The organism is Arthrobacter bussei, assembly GCF_009377195.2.
Lineage (GTDB): Bacteria > Actinomycetota > Actinomycetes > Actinomycetales > Micrococcaceae > Arthrobacter_D > Arthrobacter_D bussei.
The window spans coordinates 597159-615484 of sequence record NZ_VJXX01000001.1 but is presented as its reverse complement, the minus strand read 5'-3'; the positions used below and the strand labels follow the sequence as shown (position 1 = coordinate 615484).

The 18326-nt window shown below is 70.8% G+C and carries 17 protein-coding genes; 13 read left to right on the top strand and 4 right to left on the bottom strand.

The features are described from left to right. A complete protein-coding gene (locus FNH21_RS02815) occupies nt 1–630 on the top strand; it encodes a GNAT family N-acetyltransferase (RefSeq protein ID WP_152812150.1) in 630 nt (209 codons plus the stop codon). 92 nt (nt 631–722) lie between these two features. After that, nucleotides 723–1730 (top strand): hypothetical protein, encoded by a 1008-nt coding sequence (locus tag FNH21_RS02810; protein WP_152812148.1) that lies wholly within the window; start codon nt 723–725, stop codon nt 1728–1730. Between the two features lie 1545 nt (nt 1731–3275). Here FNH21_RS02810 and FNH21_RS02805 read toward each other — a convergent pair. Further along, nucleotides 3276–4148 (bottom strand): alanyl-tRNA editing protein, encoded by an 873-nt coding sequence (locus FNH21_RS02805; RefSeq protein ID WP_152812146.1) that lies wholly within the window; start codon nt 4146–4148, stop codon nt 3276–3278. A gap of 68 nt (nt 4149–4216) precedes the next feature. After that, nucleotides 4217–4699: an Lrp/AsnC family transcriptional regulator gene (locus tag FNH21_RS02800; RefSeq protein WP_152812144.1), complete on the bottom strand. Its 483-nt coding sequence runs from the start codon at nt 4697–4699 to the stop codon at nt 4217–4219. 169 nt (nt 4700–4868) lie between these two features. Here FNH21_RS02800 and FNH21_RS02795 point away from each other — a divergent pair, with 169 nt between their 5' ends. From FNH21_RS02795 to FNH21_RS02755, 9 genes are all read left to right on the top strand, one after another. Further along, entirely contained in the window at nt 4869–6110 is a 1242-nt protein-coding gene (locus FNH21_RS02795; protein ID WP_152812142.1) for an MFS transporter, read from the top strand. 93 nt (nt 6111–6203) lie between these two features. Then, a complete protein-coding gene (locus FNH21_RS02790) occupies nt 6204–7181 on the top strand; it encodes an N-acetylglucosamine kinase (protein WP_152812140.1) in 978 nt (325 codons plus the stop codon). 302 nt (nt 7182–7483) lie between these two features. Continuing rightward, nucleotides 7484–8602: an ABC transporter ATP-binding protein gene (locus FNH21_RS02785; RefSeq protein ID WP_152813892.1), complete on the top strand. Its 1119-nt coding sequence runs from the start codon at nt 7484–7486 to the stop codon at nt 8600–8602. Between the two features lie 2 nt (nt 8603–8604). Further along, nucleotides 8605–9312 carry an ABC transporter permease gene (locus tag FNH21_RS02780; RefSeq protein WP_152812138.1) on the top strand — a complete coding sequence of 236 codons (708 nt, stop codon included), beginning with the start codon at nt 8605–8607 and terminating at the stop codon, nt 9310–9312. Continuing rightward, nucleotides 9312–10064, top strand: a complete 753-nt coding sequence (locus FNH21_RS02775; RefSeq protein ID WP_191931554.1) for an ABC transporter permease — start codon at nt 9312–9314, stop codon at nt 10062–10064. The genes FNH21_RS02780 and FNH21_RS02775 overlap by 1 nt, the downstream gene beginning before the upstream one ends. Beyond that, nucleotides 10061–11023 carry an ABC transporter substrate-binding protein gene (locus tag FNH21_RS02770; protein ID WP_152812136.1) on the top strand — a complete coding sequence of 321 codons (963 nt, stop codon included), beginning with the start codon at nt 10061–10063 and terminating at the stop codon, nt 11021–11023. Before FNH21_RS02775 ends, FNH21_RS02770 begins: the two co-directional genes overlap by 4 nt. An 89-nt stretch (nt 11024–11112) precedes the next feature. Then, nucleotides 11113–12330 (top strand): pyridoxal phosphate-dependent aminotransferase, encoded by a 1218-nt coding sequence (locus FNH21_RS02765; protein WP_152812134.1) that lies wholly within the window; start codon nt 11113–11115, stop codon nt 12328–12330. A gap of 46 nt (nt 12331–12376) precedes the next feature. Then, a complete protein-coding gene (locus FNH21_RS02760; protein ID WP_422108736.1) occupies nt 12377–13231 on the top strand; it encodes a PPK2 family polyphosphate kinase in 855 nt (284 codons plus the stop codon). Nucleotides 13232–13292: 61 nt separating this feature from the next. Beyond that, nucleotides 13293–14129, top strand: coding sequence for a formate/nitrite transporter family protein (locus FNH21_RS02755; RefSeq protein WP_152812132.1), 837 nt, complete (start codon nt 13293–13295; stop codon nt 14127–14129). Nucleotides 14130–14433: 304 nt separating this feature from the next. On the opposite strand, the gene FNH21_RS02750 is transcribed toward FNH21_RS02755, so the two are convergent. Both FNH21_RS02750 and xseA read right to left on the bottom strand, forming a co-directional pair. Beyond that, nucleotides 14434–14670: an exodeoxyribonuclease VII small subunit gene (locus tag FNH21_RS02750; protein WP_055768492.1), complete on the bottom strand. Its 237-nt coding sequence runs from the start codon at nt 14668–14670 to the stop codon at nt 14434–14436. Nucleotides 14671–14791: 121 nt separating this feature from the next. After that, the gene (gene xseA / locus FNH21_RS02745) at nt 14792–16114 is read right to left on the bottom strand and encodes an exodeoxyribonuclease VII large subunit (protein WP_152812130.1); all 1323 of its coding nucleotides are present in this window, start codon (nt 16112–16114) and stop codon (nt 14792–14794) included. 178 nt (nt 16115–16292) lie between these two features. Between xseA and FNH21_RS02740 the strand changes: the two genes are divergently transcribed. Both FNH21_RS02740 and FNH21_RS02735 read left to right on the top strand, forming a co-directional pair. Beyond that, entirely contained in the window at nt 16293–17159 is an 867-nt protein-coding gene (locus FNH21_RS02740) for a hypothetical protein (protein WP_152812128.1), read from the top strand. Between the two features lie 62 nt (nt 17160–17221). Continuing rightward, the gene (locus FNH21_RS02735; RefSeq protein WP_152812126.1) at nt 17222–18319 is read left to right on the top strand and encodes a 4-hydroxy-3-methylbut-2-enyl diphosphate reductase; all 1098 of its coding nucleotides are present in this window, start codon (nt 17222–17224) and stop codon (nt 18317–18319) included. The last annotated feature ends 7 nt before the right edge of the window (nt 18320–18326 follow it).

Here is an 18326-nt window from a genome sequence, read left to right as displayed (position 1 = left end):
ATGTGGTCGGCACCCGGCTGGCCTGTGACGCTGAGGACCGGGTCCCTGGTCCTGAGGCCCATCCGCCATCGGGACAAGGCCGCCTGGACGGCGCTGCGCCATCGCAACGCGCGCTGGCTGGCGCCGTGGGAGGCATCCAATCCGGACCCGGAGGGGTTCCTCCCCACTTACCACCAGATGGTGCGGTCGCTGACCGCGCAGGCCCGGGCGGGTTCATCCCTGCCGTTCCTGATCACCGAGCAGGAGCCCGGCTCCCGGGACGCCCGGCTCGTCGGACAGCTGACGGTCTCGGGCATCACGTGGGGTTCGGCGATGTCGGCGACGCTGGGGTACTGGGTGGATTCCGCCCGTGCCGGCCGGGGGCTTGCTCCGACGGCGGTGGCGCTCGCGACCGACTTCTGCTTCAGGGACCTGGGCCTGCACCGTATGGAGATCAACATCCGGCCGGAGAACCGCGCCAGCCTGCGGGTCGTCGAAAAGCTGGGATTCCGCGATGAGGGGCTGCGCCCTCGCTACCTGCACATCGCCGGCCAGTGGGCCGACCACCGGAGCTTCGCACTGACGGAGGAGGAGGTTCCGCGGGGACTCCTGACGCCGTGGCTCGAAACGCCGCGGTCCCGGCGGGAGTAGGGCGCGGTCGAATTCCGCAGGCAGCATATTAGGGCCCGACACACCGGTTCCAATGCTGCACGGCGGACGCAAATGCTCCTACCGTTCTGAGTGTGGTCTTCTCCCTGGATAGCTCGTTGGTGCTCGTCGCGATCGTCGGTCTCTGGCTCGTCTGGGTGGCGCCCTTCCTCCTCCGGAGGGCTGCGCCGGACCTCGCTGCACACTCCCTCCCCGTGACGAACGCCGGGACGACACGTTCCAGGAAGACCGTGATGACGATGAGCGCGTTTCAGGATGACCGGCACCGTCGCCAGGGAGCGCCCCAGGCCGACTCCGCGGGAACTACGACGGGCACCTCCGACTCCGCGGACTCCGACGGTGCCGCCCGATCGGCCCGGGGTCGGTTGGCCCGCGCCGGACTCGGCTCCGTCCACTGGGGCCGCCTCTGCGTCGCCCTGATCGGAGTACTCGCCCTCCTGTCCATCCCCGTCACGCTCGTGCTGATGGCGTTCGGTCTCGTGCCCGTCGCGACGCCCCTGATCGGCCTCGCGGTGGCCGTGGCCGCCGTCGTGACCCTGAGGGCACTCGCCCTCCGCAACCGGCGTGCCAGGGTGGACCGTGCCTTCGCCGAGGCCATGGCGCCCGTTCGCGTCGATGCGATCGGGCCGGCGCCGACGGCACCTGTCGTCACCGCTCCGCGACGTCCGACCACCCTGTTCGATGCGGACGAGACGCAGGTCCGACTCCTGACCGCGATGGAGCTGCGGACCGCCGCCCTCGCCGTCGCCCATGGGTCGACCGTCGTCGACGTCCGGCCGGGGGATGCGGAGGCCGCCGCCCCCGTACTCCCCGAGAACGGGCGCACGACGGGCGCTGCGTGGGCTCCGGTCGAGCTGCCCCGCCCCACCTACGTGGACGCTGCCAAGGTCGAGCGCCAGGCGCCCGCGCCGCTCGACCTCCCGGAGGCGCCGAAGCCGTCGTCGAGGACGCCGATCAAGGCATCCGAAGCCGCGGCCCGGTCCGCCGAGGCCTCGGACGCGTCCGAACCGATCTCCGCGGATAGTGCACCGGCCACCGGACGGATCAACCTCGATGACGTGCTGCAGCGACGGCGCGCCTGACCCGTGCGGGAACCAGCGGGTGGTCGCCTTCGCGGCCCGTGCCTGCGCTAGCCGGACCCCGGCCGGCACGTGAGGGCCCGCGATGCGCGGATTACCCGCGAGCAGGAGACGCTGGAGCTCCTGAGCTCCGGGGCGCCGGGAGACCTCCTGCGCGACACCCTGGCGGCTAGGGGCTGGGACCTGCGCTCGTGGCAGCCGGGATCCCTCCATCACCGGCCCGGAGCCGGGGTGACGGGCGTTTTCCCGATCGAGGTCGCCGCGCCTGCCGCGCCTGCCGCCCCTGGCCACCGCGGCGGTCCGCGCCCGACGTCGGCCCCCGGGTACGCCTGCATCACCTCCTGCACCCTCCGGGAGCTGGGCGAGGAGGTCCGGGTGTTCCATCGGTGCGACGCGGACACGCTCTTCGCCTGGATCCATCCGGCCGACCCCCTGCTCCCGGGACTGCCGCTCGCCCTCGACGTCGGACGGGCCACCATGCTGGCGTTCGGCAGCAGCACGGACCCACACGACATTGTGCTCGACCTGCGCAGCTATCGGCCCCTCCGGCGTGCCGTCGTCCATGTGCAGAACGGCGAGGACCGCCGGTACCTCAAGGCACTCCGGCGCAATGCCGCGGCACCCCTGGCGGAGCGCCACCGCCTCCTGCAGGAGGCGGGCGTACCGGCTCCCGTGCTCGACGGTGAGCCCGTCCAGGACGTCATCGCGATGCGTCCGGCGACGGGTCGGCCACTCGCCGAGCTCCTGATGTCCGACGGCGCCGCGGAGGTGGACCCGCACGCGCTGGTCCGGGTCCTCACGTCGCTCCCGGCCGCGGTGATGTCCCTGCCCGTCCGCGCGCCGTGGTCCGCGAGGGTGCTCGACTACGCCGAAGGCGCCGTGGCGGCCCTCCCCTCCCAGGCAGACCGTATCCGGAGGGTCGCCGCCGGCATCGATGACGCGGTCCGCTCGACCGCGGCCGGCCCGCTGGTCCCCACGCACGGCGACTTCTACGAGGGGAACCTGCTGATCCGGGACGGTCTCGTGTCGGGGCTGCTCGACGTCGACGCGCTGGGGCCCGGCCGGCTCGTCGACGACCTCGCGTGCTTCCTCGGGCACCTGGCCGTCCTGCCGGGACTCCACGAGGGCTACACGCAGGTCCCGGAGGCACTGCTGCGCTTCACCGATGCCTTCGAGCGCCATGTCGATCCCGCAGCCCTGCGCAGCCGTGCCGCGGCGGTCAGCCTCACGCTGATCGCCGGCGCACGGCGCCGCGCCGCGCCGGGGACCGGGGAGAGGGGGGGACGGAAGCAGGGACGGAAGCAGGGACGGAAGCAGGGACAGAAGCAGGGACGGGGTCAGGCACGGCCTCCAGGACACACGCTGCGCCGGACGAGGGCCTGGGCGAGGCCGGATCACGCCTGGCGGTGGCGGAACGCTTCCTCTCCGAAGCCGCGGCCCTGGGAGCGCTGCCCCGCGGCGGGGCGTCCTGACGCCATCACGAGTCGCCCTGCGTGTCCGCGGGACGCCGGTCTAAGGCCCGTCGGTCGGCGGGGGAGGGGCGCCCGGTCAGGCCTGCGCGGAGGTGACCGTGGTGTCCATCTGCAGGACCGGCGTCCCGTCCGCCTCCGCGAGGTCCAGCCGGACGGTGACACCGATGCCGGCCAGCGACGTGAGGTGCGTGCCGCCGCAGGGGATCTCGGCGCGCTCCCCCGGCAGGTCGCACACCCAGTGGCGGCGATCGGTGAGGCCCCCGCCATGGGCCCGGATGCTGATGGGAGCGCCCGTCGCCGTCCACGCGGCGAGCGTGTCGTTGACGGTCGCCGCGATGGCTGCCGGGTCGAGGTCCTCGACGCCGAAGCCCTTCCGCCGGAGCGACTTGCCCAGTCGGTAGCGGTCCCGGGAGCCGAATTCGCCGATCACGGTGGTGTCGATCGCGAGGGCGTCGAAGTTGGGCGCGCCGAGGGCATCCCGGGTGACGTCCTTCTTCCACCGGTCGGCGAGGGCCCGGTTCAGGGCGAGGGACGCCAGGTGGCAACCCGTATGGCCCGCGGACACGGCGGCGCGGTGCGTGGCGTCGACGCGCACCAGGACATCGTCGCCCTCCGCGGGCGTCGCCTCCGAGCCCAGGACATGCGCGACGACGAACGCCCAGCCCTCGGTCCCCTTCCGGACCGGCGACTCGGCGCCGAGGTGGAGCGTGGTGCCGTCGGTGGCACCGACGACGCAGTCGCTCACCTCCCACACACTCTCGCCGCTCGCCAGCACGCCGCGATCCGGTCCCTGGTCGGGCCAGGCGGAGTCGACGGGATGGAAGGCCGTGGTGTCGAGCAGGACCACCCGCCGGCCGTCGTCGCGCATCTCGACGTGCAGCACGCGCGACGTCGATTCGACGGCGCCGGAGGGGTAGGTCACGAGCGTGTCGTGGCGGGGCAGGGTCATCGGAGCTCCTGAAGGGGGTGGGGGCGGCGCGGGTGCGTCACCACGGTCGGGGAAGTGTGCGTCAGGCGTCAGGCGTCGGGCGGCAGCTGCACCAGCCGCTCGAGAAGGGGTTCGGTGCGGTAGGGGATGTGCTCGTGCAGGGCGAGCACCGTCTCGGTGCGGATGACGCCCTTGATGCGCAGGACGGAGCGCAGCGCCACCTGCAGCTGGTGGGTGTCGGTGGCAGCGACGCGGCACCAGACGTCGCCGCGGCCGGAGATCTCGTGCACCTCGAGTACCTGGTTGAGGGTCCTCAACCCGGCGATCACGCCGTCGAGCTCGCGGTGCGCGACCTCGATGGTGATGAAGGCGACGACGTCGTAACCGAGCGCCTCGAGGTCGAGCTCCCGCCCCCCTGGGCGCAGCGCCCCCGCGCGCAGCAGCCGGCGCATGCGGGCCTGGGCCGTGTTCCGGGCCACCCCGAGCAGGTCGCTCAGCTCGCTGACCTGTGCCCGGGGGTCACGGACCAGCTCGAGCAGCAGGCGCAGGTCGAGGTTGTCCAGCTTGCTCATGTAGCTCACTTCCCGTCAGTCGCCGACGTCCCCATTGCGCACGCCGCTCAAAAACGGACGCAGCGACATCTCAGGGAGTGCAGTGGACCTCATCCTATAGAAGTCCGGGCAGACCGCTGCCCCGATAGGCGCCTACGCTGGGCGCGTGTGCGCGAGGAGAAGTGGTGGGATGAGCGTCATCAACGAGCTGCGGATGAGACCGGCGACGGCCGAGCGCCGCAGTTGGGATGCCTCGCTGGCGGTCCGCCTCGGGCTCGCCGTGACCGTGATCTCCACCCTCCTCATCGGCGCCAACCTCGCCACGCCGATCTATCCGCTCATCCAGGAGGACCTCGGCCTGACGCCCTTCGCCGTCACCGTGGCCTTCGCCTCCTATGTCCTCGCACTGATCACCGGTCTCGTCCTCGCGGGCCACTGGTCGGACCACATCGGCCGGCGGGCGGCGCTCGTCGTCGCCGTCGTCCTCGGGCTGCTGGGAGCCGCGCTGTTCGCCGTCGCGACCTCCCTGCCCGTGCTCGCGGCCGGTCGGGTGCTCCAGGGTGCGGCGGTCGCCCTCGCCACCGGTGCCAGTGCGGCGGCCCTCCGCGACCTGCTGCCGTCCCGGCCCGAATGGGCGTCGCGCTTCACCCTCATGGCCTCCGCCGGGGGAGTGGCCGCGGGTCCGGTGATCGGCGGTCTGCTCTCCCTCCTGCCTGCACCGACCCGGACGCCCTTCGTGATCTACCTCGGGGTCCTGGCCACGCTGCTCATCCCCCTCGTGCTGCTGCGGGCGCGCCCGGCCGTGAAACCGCCCGCCGGGGACAACCCACTCGCGGTGCTCCGGCCGCGCCGACCGGCGGTGTCGGCGGAGGCCCGGCGGGCGTTCTGGACGGCCTCGAGCGTGGGCTTCCTCAGTTTCGCGGTCTTCGGGTTCACCCTCAGCCTGGCTCCCACCTGGTTCGCGGACATCGCCGGCACACAGTCGCGCCCGCTGATCGGCCTGCTCGCGGCCCTCGTGCTCGGGTCCTCGGCCGTCAGCCAGCTGCTGTCGCCGCGCGGACGCTTCGTCGTTCCGGTGGGACTCGCCGGGATGGCGATCGGTGTCGGCCTGCTCCCTGCGGCCCAGTCGACCGGCAGCCTCCCGCTGCTGGTCGGGGCCTGCATGGGCGCCGGATTCGGACAGGGCATGGCCTTCCGGGTGGTGTTCAACGAGGTGTCCGTCCGCGTCGACCCGGCGCACCACGCGCAGACCGTCAGCGCCGTGTACGTCATCACCTACCTGGGCAGCGCTGTTCCTGTGCTCGGGCTCGGCGCCGCAGCGGGCATCTGGGGCCTCACCGCGTCCGTGACGGTGTTCGCGCTGCTCGTGGCGGCGGTCTGCGCCGTCCTCGCCGTGGTGTCCCTCGCAGTGCGCCTGGGGGGACCCCGCTGACCCCTTCCGGTCCCGGGGCCACCGGTGCCCCGGGACGGTCGGCGGCCTGCCCGGGCGACGGGTCACCCCACGGCGCCTTTGTAGGCTGTAGCCATGCCTGACATCTCCAGCGCCCCCTCCACCCCCCAGCAGGCCGGCCGTGGGCAGGCCGGCCCGTCCGCGGAGCCGGCCACGTCGCTGGTCGTGGGACTGGACATCGGCGGGTCCAAGACGCACGGTGCGCTCTGGGCCGACGGCGTGCTCGTCGGCGAGGCGCGTGCGGGCAGCGCCAACGTGCAGAACGTGACGCCCGACGATGCCGCGCGGAACCTGGCGGAGCTCTTCCGGGAGCTCACGCCGGCCGGAGGCGCGGACGTGGCGCAGGTCGTCGCCGGCTCCGGGGGAGTGGACACCGCGGGAGACGCCGAACGGCTGCGCGGGCTGATCCGTCCGCACGCCCCCGGCGCCGCCATCGACGTCGTGCACGACACGCGGCTGATCCTGGCGGCCGGCGGTGCCAGGACCGGCATCGCCGTCATCGCCGGCACGGGCTCCGTCGCCTGGGGTGTCGACGGGGAGGGCCGGGAAGCCCGTTCGGGAGGCTGGGGATACCTCCTCGGCGACGAGGGCAGCGGTTACTGGGTGGTCCGCGAGGCCGTGCGACGGACCCTGCACCGGTACGACGCCGGTCAGCAGCCCGACGACCTCGACGCCGCGGTCCTCGCCCTCAACGGGGTCGCCACGCCCACCGAACTCATCGGGCTGTTCCACTCGGGTGCCGGGCGGACCTACTGGGCGGCGCAGTCGCGTGCCGTGTTCGACGCCGCACGGACCGGTCACGCGGAGGCAGGCGGCATCATCGAACGTGCGGCGGGGGACCTCATGCAGCTCGTGCTCGACGTCGTCGACGTCATCGGGCTGCCGGGTCCCGTGGTCCTCGGGGGCGGGCTCGCGATGCACCAGCCGGACCTCCAGGCGCGCCTCCGGTACCGGCTCTCCGACCGCGGCATCGACGACGTCGTGTTCCTCGACCGGGACCCCGTGATGGGCGTGCAGTTCCTCGTCGCGGACAGCGGCCGGGCCGGGCGCTGACCCCGGGCAACCGACGGACCGCCGGGAAACCCGTGATCAGGGTGCCGGGCCTGCAGTGGCGCGGGCGCCGACGTGATGGACCCGTGACCCATATGCGGTCTTGTCCGCTCCGAAGTCAGGGTTAGACTCAGAACTTCCGACAGCTTGAACTGACCGCTGCGCGCCCCGCCCAGTGACCATCCAGACGGCAAGCCGGACCCGTACCTCGTACGGACCCGCGGGCGCAGCCCGGCCGAGAAGCTCCTGCCCGGAAAGGCACAGCTGCCATGACATCCCCAGAGCAATCGTCCGGCCCGCTCCCCATGATCCGGTTCAACGGCATCACCAAGACCTACGACGGCGGCCGGCCCGCCGTCGACGACCTGAGCATGGACATCGACCGGGGCAGGATCACGGTCTTCGTGGGACCGTCCGGCTGCGGCAAGACCACGTCGCTGCGCATGATCAACCGCATGGTCGAGCCCACGTCCGGCACCATCCTCCTCGACGGGCAGGACGTCGCCCTGCAGAAGGCCGCCGAGCTCCGCCGCTCGATGGGCTACGTCATGCAGTCCTCCGGTCTGATGCCGCACCGCTCGGTCATCGACAACATCGCGACCGTCCCCCGCCTGAACGGGGTGCCCAGGGCGGAAGCGCGGGTGCGCGCGAAGGAACTGCTCGACGTCGTCGGCCTCGCGTCCGAGCTCGGGCGCCGCTACCCCGGGCAGCTCTCCGGCGGCCAGCAGCAGCGCGTCGGCGTGGCGCGCGCACTCGCCGCTGACCCTCCCGTGCTGCTCATGGACGAGCCCTTCAGCGCCGTGGACCCCGTGGTGCGTGCAGAGCTCCAGGAGGAGCTGCTGCGCCTGCAGCGGGACCTGGCCAAGACCATCGTCTTCGTCACGCACGACATCGACGAGGCGACGATCCTCGGCGACAAGGTCGCCGTCTTCGCCGTCGGGGGCCGCCTCGCGCAGTTCGCAGCGCCCGAGGAGATTCTCCGTGCGCCCGTCGACGACTTCGTCGCCGGCTTCGTGGGGCGCGATCGCGGGTTCCGGCACCTCTCCTTCCAGCAGGGGGACCACGTCACGGTGCATCCGATCGAGACCATCGAGGTGGATCAGCTCGCGGACCCGACGGTGTCGGTCCGATCGGCGTGGACGCTCCTCGTCGACGCCGACGGGCGGCCCCACGGCTGGGTCCCGCAGGCCACCCGCGGCAGCATCACCACGCAGGCCGACGCCGTGCCGGGAGGATCGCTCTACACCCGCGGCGACACGCTCCGCCGAGCGCTGGACGCCGCCCTCTCGTCGCCGTCGGGCCTCGGCGTGGCGGTCGACGACGACGGGCGCGCGATCGGCATCGTCCGGGCCGCCGAGGTCTTCGAGCTCATCGAGGGCGCCCGCCTCGACCGTGGACGCGCCGACCACAACACGGCGGTGTAGGGATGGACTGGGTCCAGGGAATCGTCGAGTACATCCCCGCCAATGCAGCCCTGCTGCGTGAGCTCACCGGGAACCACCTCGTCCAGTCGATCCTGCCGATCGTGTTCGGGGTCCTCATCGCCGTGCCCCTCGCGCAGATCGCCCGCCTCAACCGTCCGGCGGGCGCCGCCATGCTGACGGCGTCGTCGCTCCTCTACACCATCCCGTCGCTGGCGATGTTCGTCTTCCTGCCCCTCGTGCTCGGCACCAGCATCCTCAGCATGGTGAACGTCGTCGTCGCCCTGACCATCTACGCGGTCGCGCTGCTGATGCGCTCCACCGTCGACGCGCTGAACTCGATCGACGACGGCGTCCGGCAGGCCGCCGTCGCGATGGGCTACACGCCCCTGCGCCGGTTCCTGACCGTCGACCTGCCCCTGTCCGTACCGGTCCTCATCGCGGGCGTGAGGGTCATCTCGGTCACCAACATCTCGATGGTGAGCGTGGGCGCGCTGATCGGGGTACCGAGCCTCGGCCGCCTCTTCACCGACGGCCTCACGCGCAACTATCCCGAGCAGATCGCCGTCGGGATCCTCGTGACGCTGTTGCTCGCCCTCGTGCTCGATCTCCTGCTCGTGCTGCTGGAGCGGGTCCTCACACCGTGGACGCGCGCCACCCCGGCCCGCACCGCCCGGGCTGCGGCCCTCGAGGCGAGGACGGTGGCCGCCTGATGGATTACTCGAGCAGCAACCTGTTCGTCCAGATGGGCGAGTGGCTGTCGGATCCCGTGAACTGGAGCGGCTCCCGCGGGATCCCGATGCGCGTCCTGGAGCACCTGGGCTACGTCGGCCTGACCATGCTGATCGCCTGCGCCATCGCCATCCCGCTCGGCCTGTTCGTCGGGCACACCGGCCGTGGCCGGGTGCTGATCGTCTCGGGCATCGGCATCCTCCGGGCGCTCCCCACCCTCGGCATGGTGTTCCTCTTCGCCCTGCTCTTCTACCGGGGGGTGCTGCCCTCGGTCTGGGCCCTGGTGCTGCTGGCCGTTCCACCGGTGCTCAGTGGCGTGTATGCCGGGATCTCCTCGGTGAACCGCACCGTGGTCGACGCCGCCCGCAGCATGGGGCTGACCGAGTGGCAGATCCTCTTCCGGGTGGAGGTGCCGAACGGTCTCCAGGTGATGATCGGCGGCGTCCGCGCCGGGATCCTGCAGGTGGTCGCGACCGCTACGGTGGTCGCCTACGCGAAGGCGGACGGCCTGGGAGTGTTCCTCGTGGAAGGGACGCAGATCAACGACAACGGCCGGCTCTTCGGGGGTGCCGTGATCATCGCGGTCCTCGCGATCGCCGTCGACGGCCTGATGGCCCTCATCCAAAAGTTTGCGATCTCCCCGGGGCTGCGGGCCACGCAGCCGCCCGCGGGACCGCTGAAGGAATCTGGCCGGCAAGAGGCCGTAGCCAGTGCACAAGGAGGAACAACATGAAGAACCTGTCACACCCGCGCGCCGCTCGGCGCGCCATGATGGGACTGGCCGGCGGCCTGACGGCCATGCTGGCGTTGACTGCCTGCGGTGCCAACAGCGACCCCCAGGGGGAGACAGAGAGCGCAGGGCCCGAAGGGTCCATCGTTGTCGGCTCAGCTGATTTCCCGGAGAGCCAGATCATCGCGGAGCTCTACGCAGGCGCGCTGAACGCTGCCGGCGTCGAAGCGACCACCAAGCCGAACATCGGTTCGCGCGAGATTTACTACCAGGCCATGGAGGACGGCTCCATCAATGTCATCCCCGAGTACAGCGGGAACCTCCTGCTGCTCGCCGACACCGAGGCGACGGCCGCCTCGGCCGAGGAGATCATGGCAGCCCTTCCCGACGCCCTCGCGGCCAAGTCCCCGGATGCGAACCTCGGTGTCCTCGAGCCCAGCGAGGCCGAGGACAAGGACGCGCTCGTCGTCACGGCGGCCACGGCCGAGGAGTACGGGCTGGAGTCCATCGCCGATCTCGCCGAGGTCTGCGGCGAGATCACCCTCGGTGCACCGAGCACCTTCCAGGAGCGCTCGTACGGTCTGCCGGGCCTGAAGGAGAAGTACGGCTGTGAGCCGGGCAGCTTCGAAGCCCTGAACGACGGCGGCGGTGAGCTCACGCTCCAGGCGCTCCTCAACGACGACGTCCAGGTGGCGGACATCTACACGACGACGCCGTCCATCGAGGACAACGACCTCGTGGTCCTCGAGGACCCCGAGAACAACTTCATCGCCCAGCAGGTCCTCCCGCTCATCAACACCGAGACGGTGAGCGAGGAGGCGCAGAACGTCCTCAACGAGGTGTCGGCGCAGCTGACCACCGAGGACCTGCTGTCCCTGAACCGCGAGGTCAGCGGCGAGGAGAAGCGCAGCCCTGCTGACGCCGCCGCCGACTGGCTGGCCGACAAGGGCCTCGCCGGCTAGCCCGGGAGCTTCCTGCCCGCAGGACGCAGGGGCCCGGGACGCGCATCGCCATGCCGCGTCCCGGGCCCCTGCTGTGGCATCCTGATCCAATGGCCACCTACAAGCAGTCGGAAAAGCTCCGGAACGTCCTCTACGACATCAGGGGGCCGCTGCTCGAGCACGCCATGACCATGGAGGCCCAGGGCCACCGCATCCTCAAGCTCAACATCGGCAACCCGGCGCCCTTCGGGTTCGAGGCACCGGACGCCATCCTCGTGGACATGATCCGCAACCTGCCCAAAGCGCAGGGCTACAGCGATTCCCGCGGGATCTTCTCGGCGCGCACCGCCGTCGTGCAGTACTACCAGGGCCGCGGCATCAACTCCATCGACGTCGACGACGTCTACCTCGGCAACGGCGTCAGCGAACTCATCACGCTGTCCATGCAGGCCCTGCTCAACGCGGGCGACGAGGTGCTGATCCCCACCCCCGACTACCCGCTGTGGACGGCATCGGTGGCGCTGGCGGGAGGCACACCGGTCCACTACCTCTGCGACGAGGACAACCACTGGTGGCCCGACCTCGAGGACATGGCCTCGAAGATCACCCCGGACACCCGGGGGATCGTGCTCATCAACCCGAACAATCCGACGGGTGCCGTCTACCCCCGGCCCGTCCTCGAGGGGATCGTGCGCCTCGCCCGCGAGCACGGGCTGATCCTGTTCGCCGACGAGATCTACGAGAAGATCCTGTACGACGACGCGGTGCACGTGAACGCCGCGTCCGTGGCGGGCGACGACGTCCTGTGCCTGACCTTCAGCGGTCTCTCCAAGGCCTACCGGATCGCCGGGTTCCGCAGCGGCTGGATGGCGATCTCCGGCCCGAAGCGTGACGCCGCGAACTACATCGAGGGCATCAACCTGCTCGCCAACATGCGCCTGTGCGCGAACGTCCCCGCGCAGCATGCCATCCAGACGGCCCTCGGCGGGTACCAGAGCATCAACGACCTGATCCTGCCGGGCGGACGCCTGAAGCAGCAGCGCGACAAGGCGGCGCAGCTGCTCAACGCGATCCCCGGCGTCAGCTGCGAGGTGGCTCAGGGAGCTCTCTACCTGTTCCCGAAGCTCGACCCCGACGTGTACCCGATCAAGGACGACGAGAAGTTCGCCCTCGATCTCCTCAAGCAGCAGAAGATCCTCATCTCCCACGGCAGCGCGTTCAACTGGGTGAACACGGACCACTTCCGCATGGTGACGCTCCCGAGCGTCGAGGTCATCGAGGACGCGATCGGCCGGCTCGCCGACTTCCTCTCCACCTACAAGCCCTGACCGCGGGCGGGCCCGCAGCCCGTCCCGCCCCACCCCAGGAGGACCCATGGCGTCACCAGACGATACCGCCGACGAGATGCGCAGGCTCCTCCTCGCGGGGCCGGACTTCTCCCTCGCCGCCGTCGACCCGCACTCGACCCCCGGGTTCGACGGCGGGAAGAAGAAGGGTGCCGCGGCGCTGGCGGACGGCGGGGAGGTCCTCTCGTCCCTGCAGGAGAAGCTGTTCGCCGAGAGCCGGGCCGGCAGCGAGATCGCCGTGCTGCTCGTCCTGCAGGGGATGGACACCTCGGGCAAGGGCGGGATCGTGCGCCACGTCGTCGGGCTCGTCGATCCGCAGGGCGTCCAGCACCATGCGTTCAAGGCGCCGAGCGAGGAGGAGCGCAGGCACTCCTTCCTGTGGCGCATCCGGCACCAGCTCCCGAGGCCCGGCATGATCGGCGTCTTCGACAGGTCGCACTACGAGGACGTGCTCATCCACCGGGTGCGGGGGTTGTCCCCCGCGGAGGAGATCGAGAAGCGGTACGGGGCCATCCGCCGGTTCGAGGCGGAGGTGGCGGCGTCCGGGACGCGCGTGCTGAAGGTCATGCTGCACATCGGCAGGGACGAGCAGAAGGCCCGGCTCGCCGAGCGCCTCGAGCGCAAGGACAAGTACTGGAAGTACAACCCGGGCGACGTCGACGAGCGCGGGTACTGGGACCAGTACCAGGAGGCCTACCAACGCGCCGTCGAGCGCACGAGCACCCCGGAGGCCCCCTGGTTCGTGGTTCCCGCAGAACGCAAGTGGTATGCCCGGCTCGCGGTGCAGCGGCTGCTGACCGCTACGCTCGAGGACATGCAGTTGAGCTGGCCCCGCGCCACGTTCGACGTCGAGGCAGAGAAGCAGCGCCTCGCCGCCACCTGACTGCTGACTGCCGGGCGGGACCCTCACCCGGGAGCGGGGCGACCAAGGACGGACGGGCACCATGAGCGAGGAACGCCGGCGCGAACTCGGTGAGTCGGATGCGCCCGTCGAGGACGAACTGAAGGAGTCCTTCGACGCCACGGTGATCGAGGGCGCGGAGCGTCTCCACCGCACCATAAGGAACATCCTCGTGACCGGGGTCTTCGGTGGCTTCGAGATCGGGCTCGGCATCATGGCCTACCTCGCGGTACTCCACGAGACCGGCAACGAGCTGCTCGCGGGACTCGCCTTCGGCATCGGCCTCGTGGCCCTCCTCCTCGCGCACAGCGAGCTGTTCACGGAGAACTTCCTCCTTCCGGTGGCCGCCGTCGTCGCGAAGGAGGGCAGCGTCGTCCAGCTCACCAAGCTCTGGGGCGGCACCCTCGTCGCGAACCTCGCGGGCGGCTGGGTGTTCGTCTGGATCATCATGCAGGCGTTCCCGCAGTGGTCGGAGACGGTCTCGGAGAGCGCGCACCACTACGTCGACGCGCCGTTCTCCCTGCAGACCGTGGCGCTCGCAGTCCTCGGCGGCAGCACCATCACCCTCATGAGCCGGATGCAGCAGGGCACCGACGACGACGTCGCCCGGATCGTCGCCACGATGATCGGCGGCTTCCTGCTGGCCGGGCTCCAGCTCTTCCACTCCATCCTGGATTCCCTGCTGATCTTCGGCGCCATCCATTCGGGCGCCGACATCACCTACGGCCAGTGGCTCGGCTGGTTCGGCTACACCCTGCTGTTCAACATGCTGGGCGGCCTCGTGCTGGTGACGCTGCTGCGGCTGGTCCGCAGCAAGGAGCTGATCGAGGAACGCCGTCAGCGCGCCCCGGCCGATCCGGACGCGCCGCACAGCACCTAGCCGGCTCGGCGCATCCCGGCCCGACGCATCCCTGCGCCCCCGACCGCGTCCACGGACCGGATCGGACCGCATGCCGTACCGCGCTGGTACCCGGATCCGGGACGCGGGTTCTGGAGGCAAATTCAGAGCCGGGCATGGACCGGACGGACGCGCCCGTCACCGCACCCGTCAGCGCCGTGGATTGAGCACGGGCCGAGCTGTACTCCAGCGTTGCGCGACGAGGTCGTAGGTCGCCGCGACCGCGTCACCGTCCAGCCTCGTGGTCATCGGATCGATCGGATCGGCAGGATCGCTGATGCGGGCGCTACTGTCCCTCGGCCCTGTCCCGGGCAGCCGCCAGGCGGACCTTCGCACCTTCGAGCCAGGATTCGCAGCGGTCGGCGAGTGCCTCCCCGCGCTCCCACAGAGCCAGGGACTCCTCGAGGCTCACGCCGCCCGCCTCGAGCCTGGCCACCACTGCCACGAGTTCCTCCCGAGCCTGCTCGTAGGACAGCGTGTCCACCGCTGCGGGGTCGGGGGCCGACGTCGTGCTCTCTGTCATCTCAGGTTCCTCGTCATGTCGCTGTGCTGCGGTCCGGGTTCTGATCCCGTACGCCGTGCCGCGGGGGGGGGCAGGTCGCGCTGGTCGTCCTGGCTTCTGTGGTCTTCGTTGTGGAGCAGGGTCAGGGCGGCCCGTCGGACGATCTCCGGTCCGTCGCTCCATCATCTGTACCACCCGCCGCGTCAGTCGCCGTCACGCCGAACCGGCCACCCGCCACCCTGATCCGCAGCGCGTCGCCGGCGGCCACCTCCGAGGGGTCGGTCACCACGTGCCCGGCCGCAGTCTGCACGACGGCGTAGCCGCGGTCGAGCGTCTTCTGGGGGGACAGGGACCTGACCCGCTCGCGGAGATGGAGGACTGCGTCGGCCTCACGCTCCACGGCTGCCGTGGTGCAGCGCAGAGCCCGGGAGCGGAGGCGCCCGACGTCGGCTTCCCGGACATCGATCATTCCCTCAGGCTTCGCGAGCGACGGCCGCGACCGGATGTTCGCCAGGCTTTCGCCCTCGCGGTGGACGAGGACCCTGATCGACCGCTCTAGTGCTCCGCGCGCCTGGCGGATGCGCCCGAGTTCCTCGGTCACGTCCGGGACCACGCGCTTCGCTGCGTCGGTGGGCGTGGAGGCCCTGAGGTCGGCGACCTCATCGAGCAGTGGGCGGTCCGCCTCGTGACCGATGGCGCTGACGACGGGTGTCGAAGCCTTCGCGACCGCGCGGACGAGGGATTCGTCGCTGAAGGGCAGCAGATCCTCGAGCGCTCCGCCACCGCGGGCGATGATGATGACGTCGACGCGCGGATCGGCGTCGAGCTGGGCCAGCGCGGCGGAGACCTGCGCGACGCTGCTGACGCCCTGGACCGCGACCTCCCTGACCTCGAACTCGACCGCGGGCCACCTGAGCGCGGCGTTGCGCATCACGTCCTTCATGGCGTCCGAATCACGCCCTGTGATGAGGCCGATCCGGTGCGGGAGCAGCGGCAGTGGCTTCTTGCGTGCTGCGGAGAAGAGCCCCTCCGCCGCCAGCGCCTGGCGCAGGCGTTCGATGCGGGCGAGGAGGTCACCAATGCCCACCGGCCTGATGTCGATCGTCTGCATCGAGAGGCGGCCCGTCTTCACCCAGAAGTCCGGCCGGAGCCGCGCGACGACGCGCGAGCCCCGCTCGAGGGGGGAGGACACGCGGTCCATGACGGTCCCGTAGACGGACAGGGAGAGGGAGACCTCGGAATCGACGTCGCGCAGGGTGATGTAGCACATGCTCGCCCGGCGGTTAAGTTCGATGACCTGGCCTTCGACCCACGCAGCCGGGGCGCGCTCGATATGGGCCTTCAGCTTCTCCGACAGCAGATGCAGGGGCCATGGCGCATCAGGGGAGGTCTCCGCCGCCGTCGCGGGCACCGTGGAAGCTGCGCCGGCCGAGGGCGCGGGTGACCGCACGTGCTCGCTCGTCATCGGTGTCCTGTCCTCCTGGTGGTGCGGCACGCCGTCCCGGTCGGAGAGCGGCAGCTTTCATCTGTATCATCCGCGACCCCCGGGACGTCGGACGGTCAGCGGCTATGTGCGTTTCGAGGCTACCGCCATCGGCCGGTCGCGATGGGCCACCTCTGCAGGGAACAGGCATAATCGTGGGTTGGACCTCCAGCCTAAGGACCTCATGCGGACCCTCCTCTCTGCCCTGCTCGCCTTCCTTGCGCTGTGCGCCGCGGCGATAGGCCTGGCCTCGGCCTGGATCGACGAGAACCTCGTGCAGGAATCGGGTTTCGTCGCGCTCGCTGCCCCCCTCGCGGAGGACGCCGACTTCCAGATGGCACTGTCGGACTCGCTCGTGGAGGAGGTGACGGGTCGTACGGGTCTGCCGGATCGGCTCGATTCCTTCGTCGAGCCCCTCGTCCGCAACGCGGCCGGGGCCGTCACGGAGGCGTCCGGCTATCCGGCAGCCTGGTCGGAGACGCTCCGCCTGTCCCACGCCTTCACCTTCGCCCAGGCGCCCGACGCCGCCGAACCCGCCCCGGCCGTCCTGACACTCGATCTCGGACCCGTCGTGCAGCTGGTCGCCGACGGCATCGGCGGCGGCCTCGGCGTGGACGTCCCGCTCCCGGAGGACACGACGATCGACATCGGGTCGATCGAGCGCGGCGGGCTGCTGAGCGGGGTCGCCGATGTCGTGCAGTCCTGGGCGCTGTATCTCGCCGGTGCGGGCATCCTCGCCGTCCTGGCGCTGCTGGCCGCCCGGCGGCGGGGTACCACCGTGGCGTTGCTCGGCGCCGGCGTGCTGGTCATCGGGGTGCTGGGGCTGCTCGCACGCGAGTGGGTCCCGGCCGCCGCTGCCCGGGCCCCCGGTACGAGCGCGATCGCAGACGTCTTCGTGCGGGGTCTCGCCGAACGTGCAGGTGCCGACATCGCGGTGTCCAGCCTGCCCGTGCTCGTCGGGGGCCTCGTCGTTCTCGTGCTCGGAGTCGTTCTCCAGCTCGTCGCCGGGCGCCGGCGTAGGGCTTAGCTCACAGGGGAGCGGTACGGAGATCAGCCGGGCGTCTGCCCCGGACCCGGTAGAATCAGGGCATGACCAGTACCACCGTTCAGGTCCCCATGCCCACCATCCCGCGCCGACGCCGCTCCCCGGAGGACGTCGCCGCGGCCGCGACCGTGGCGGGACCGAGGAAGGTGCTGCTCGCAGCGCCGCGCGGGTACTGTGCCGGCGTCGACCGCGCCGTGATCGCCGTCGAGAAGGCCCTCGAGCACTACGGGCCTCCGGTATACGTGCGCAAGCAGATCGTCCACAACCTGCACGTCGTCTCCACTCTCGAGGCGAAGGGCGCAGTGTTCGTCGACGAGACGGACGAGGTCCCCGAGGGCGCTCTGGTGGTCTTCTCGGCGCACGGAGTCTCGCCCGCCGTCGTGCAGTCGGCAGAGGATCGCGGACTGCGCACGATCGACGCCACCTGCCCCCTCGTCACGAAGGTGCACAAGGAGGCGCAGCGCTTCGCCCGCGACGACTTCGACATCCTCCTGATCGGCCACGAAGGCCACGAGGAGGTGGAGGGCACCGCCGGTGAGGCACCCGAGCACATCCAGATCGTCAACGGTCCGGAGGACGTCGATAAGGTGCAGGTCCGCGATCCGGAACGGCTCATCTGGCTCTCGCAGACGACCTTGAGCGTCGACGAGACCATGATGACGGTCAACCTCCTGAAGGAGCGTTTTCCCACCCTGCAGGATCCGCCCAGCGATGACATCTGCTACGCGACGTCGAATCGCCAGGCCGCCATCAAGAAGATCGCCCCGGAGTCGGACCTGGTGATCGTGGTCGGGTCGGCCAATTCCTCGAACTCGGTCCGCCTGGTGGAGGTCGCGCTGGAGTACGGAGCCAAGGCGTCACACCGGGTCGACTTCGCGAACGAGGTGGACGAGTCCTGGTTCGAGGGTGTGGCGACCGTGGGCATCTCGTCGGGTGCCTCCGTCCCCGAGAACCTCGTCCAGGACGTCCTGCGGCTCCTCGCCGACTACGGCTACGGGGACGTCGAGGAGGTCGTCACTGCCGAGGAGGACATCATCTTCTCCCTGCCCAAGGAGATCCGCGCCGCGCTGAAGGCGATGGGCGATCCCTCGCAGGGCCGCGGCGGTCGCGGTCCCCGGCAGGATCGCGGCTCGCTCAACTAGGCTTCGA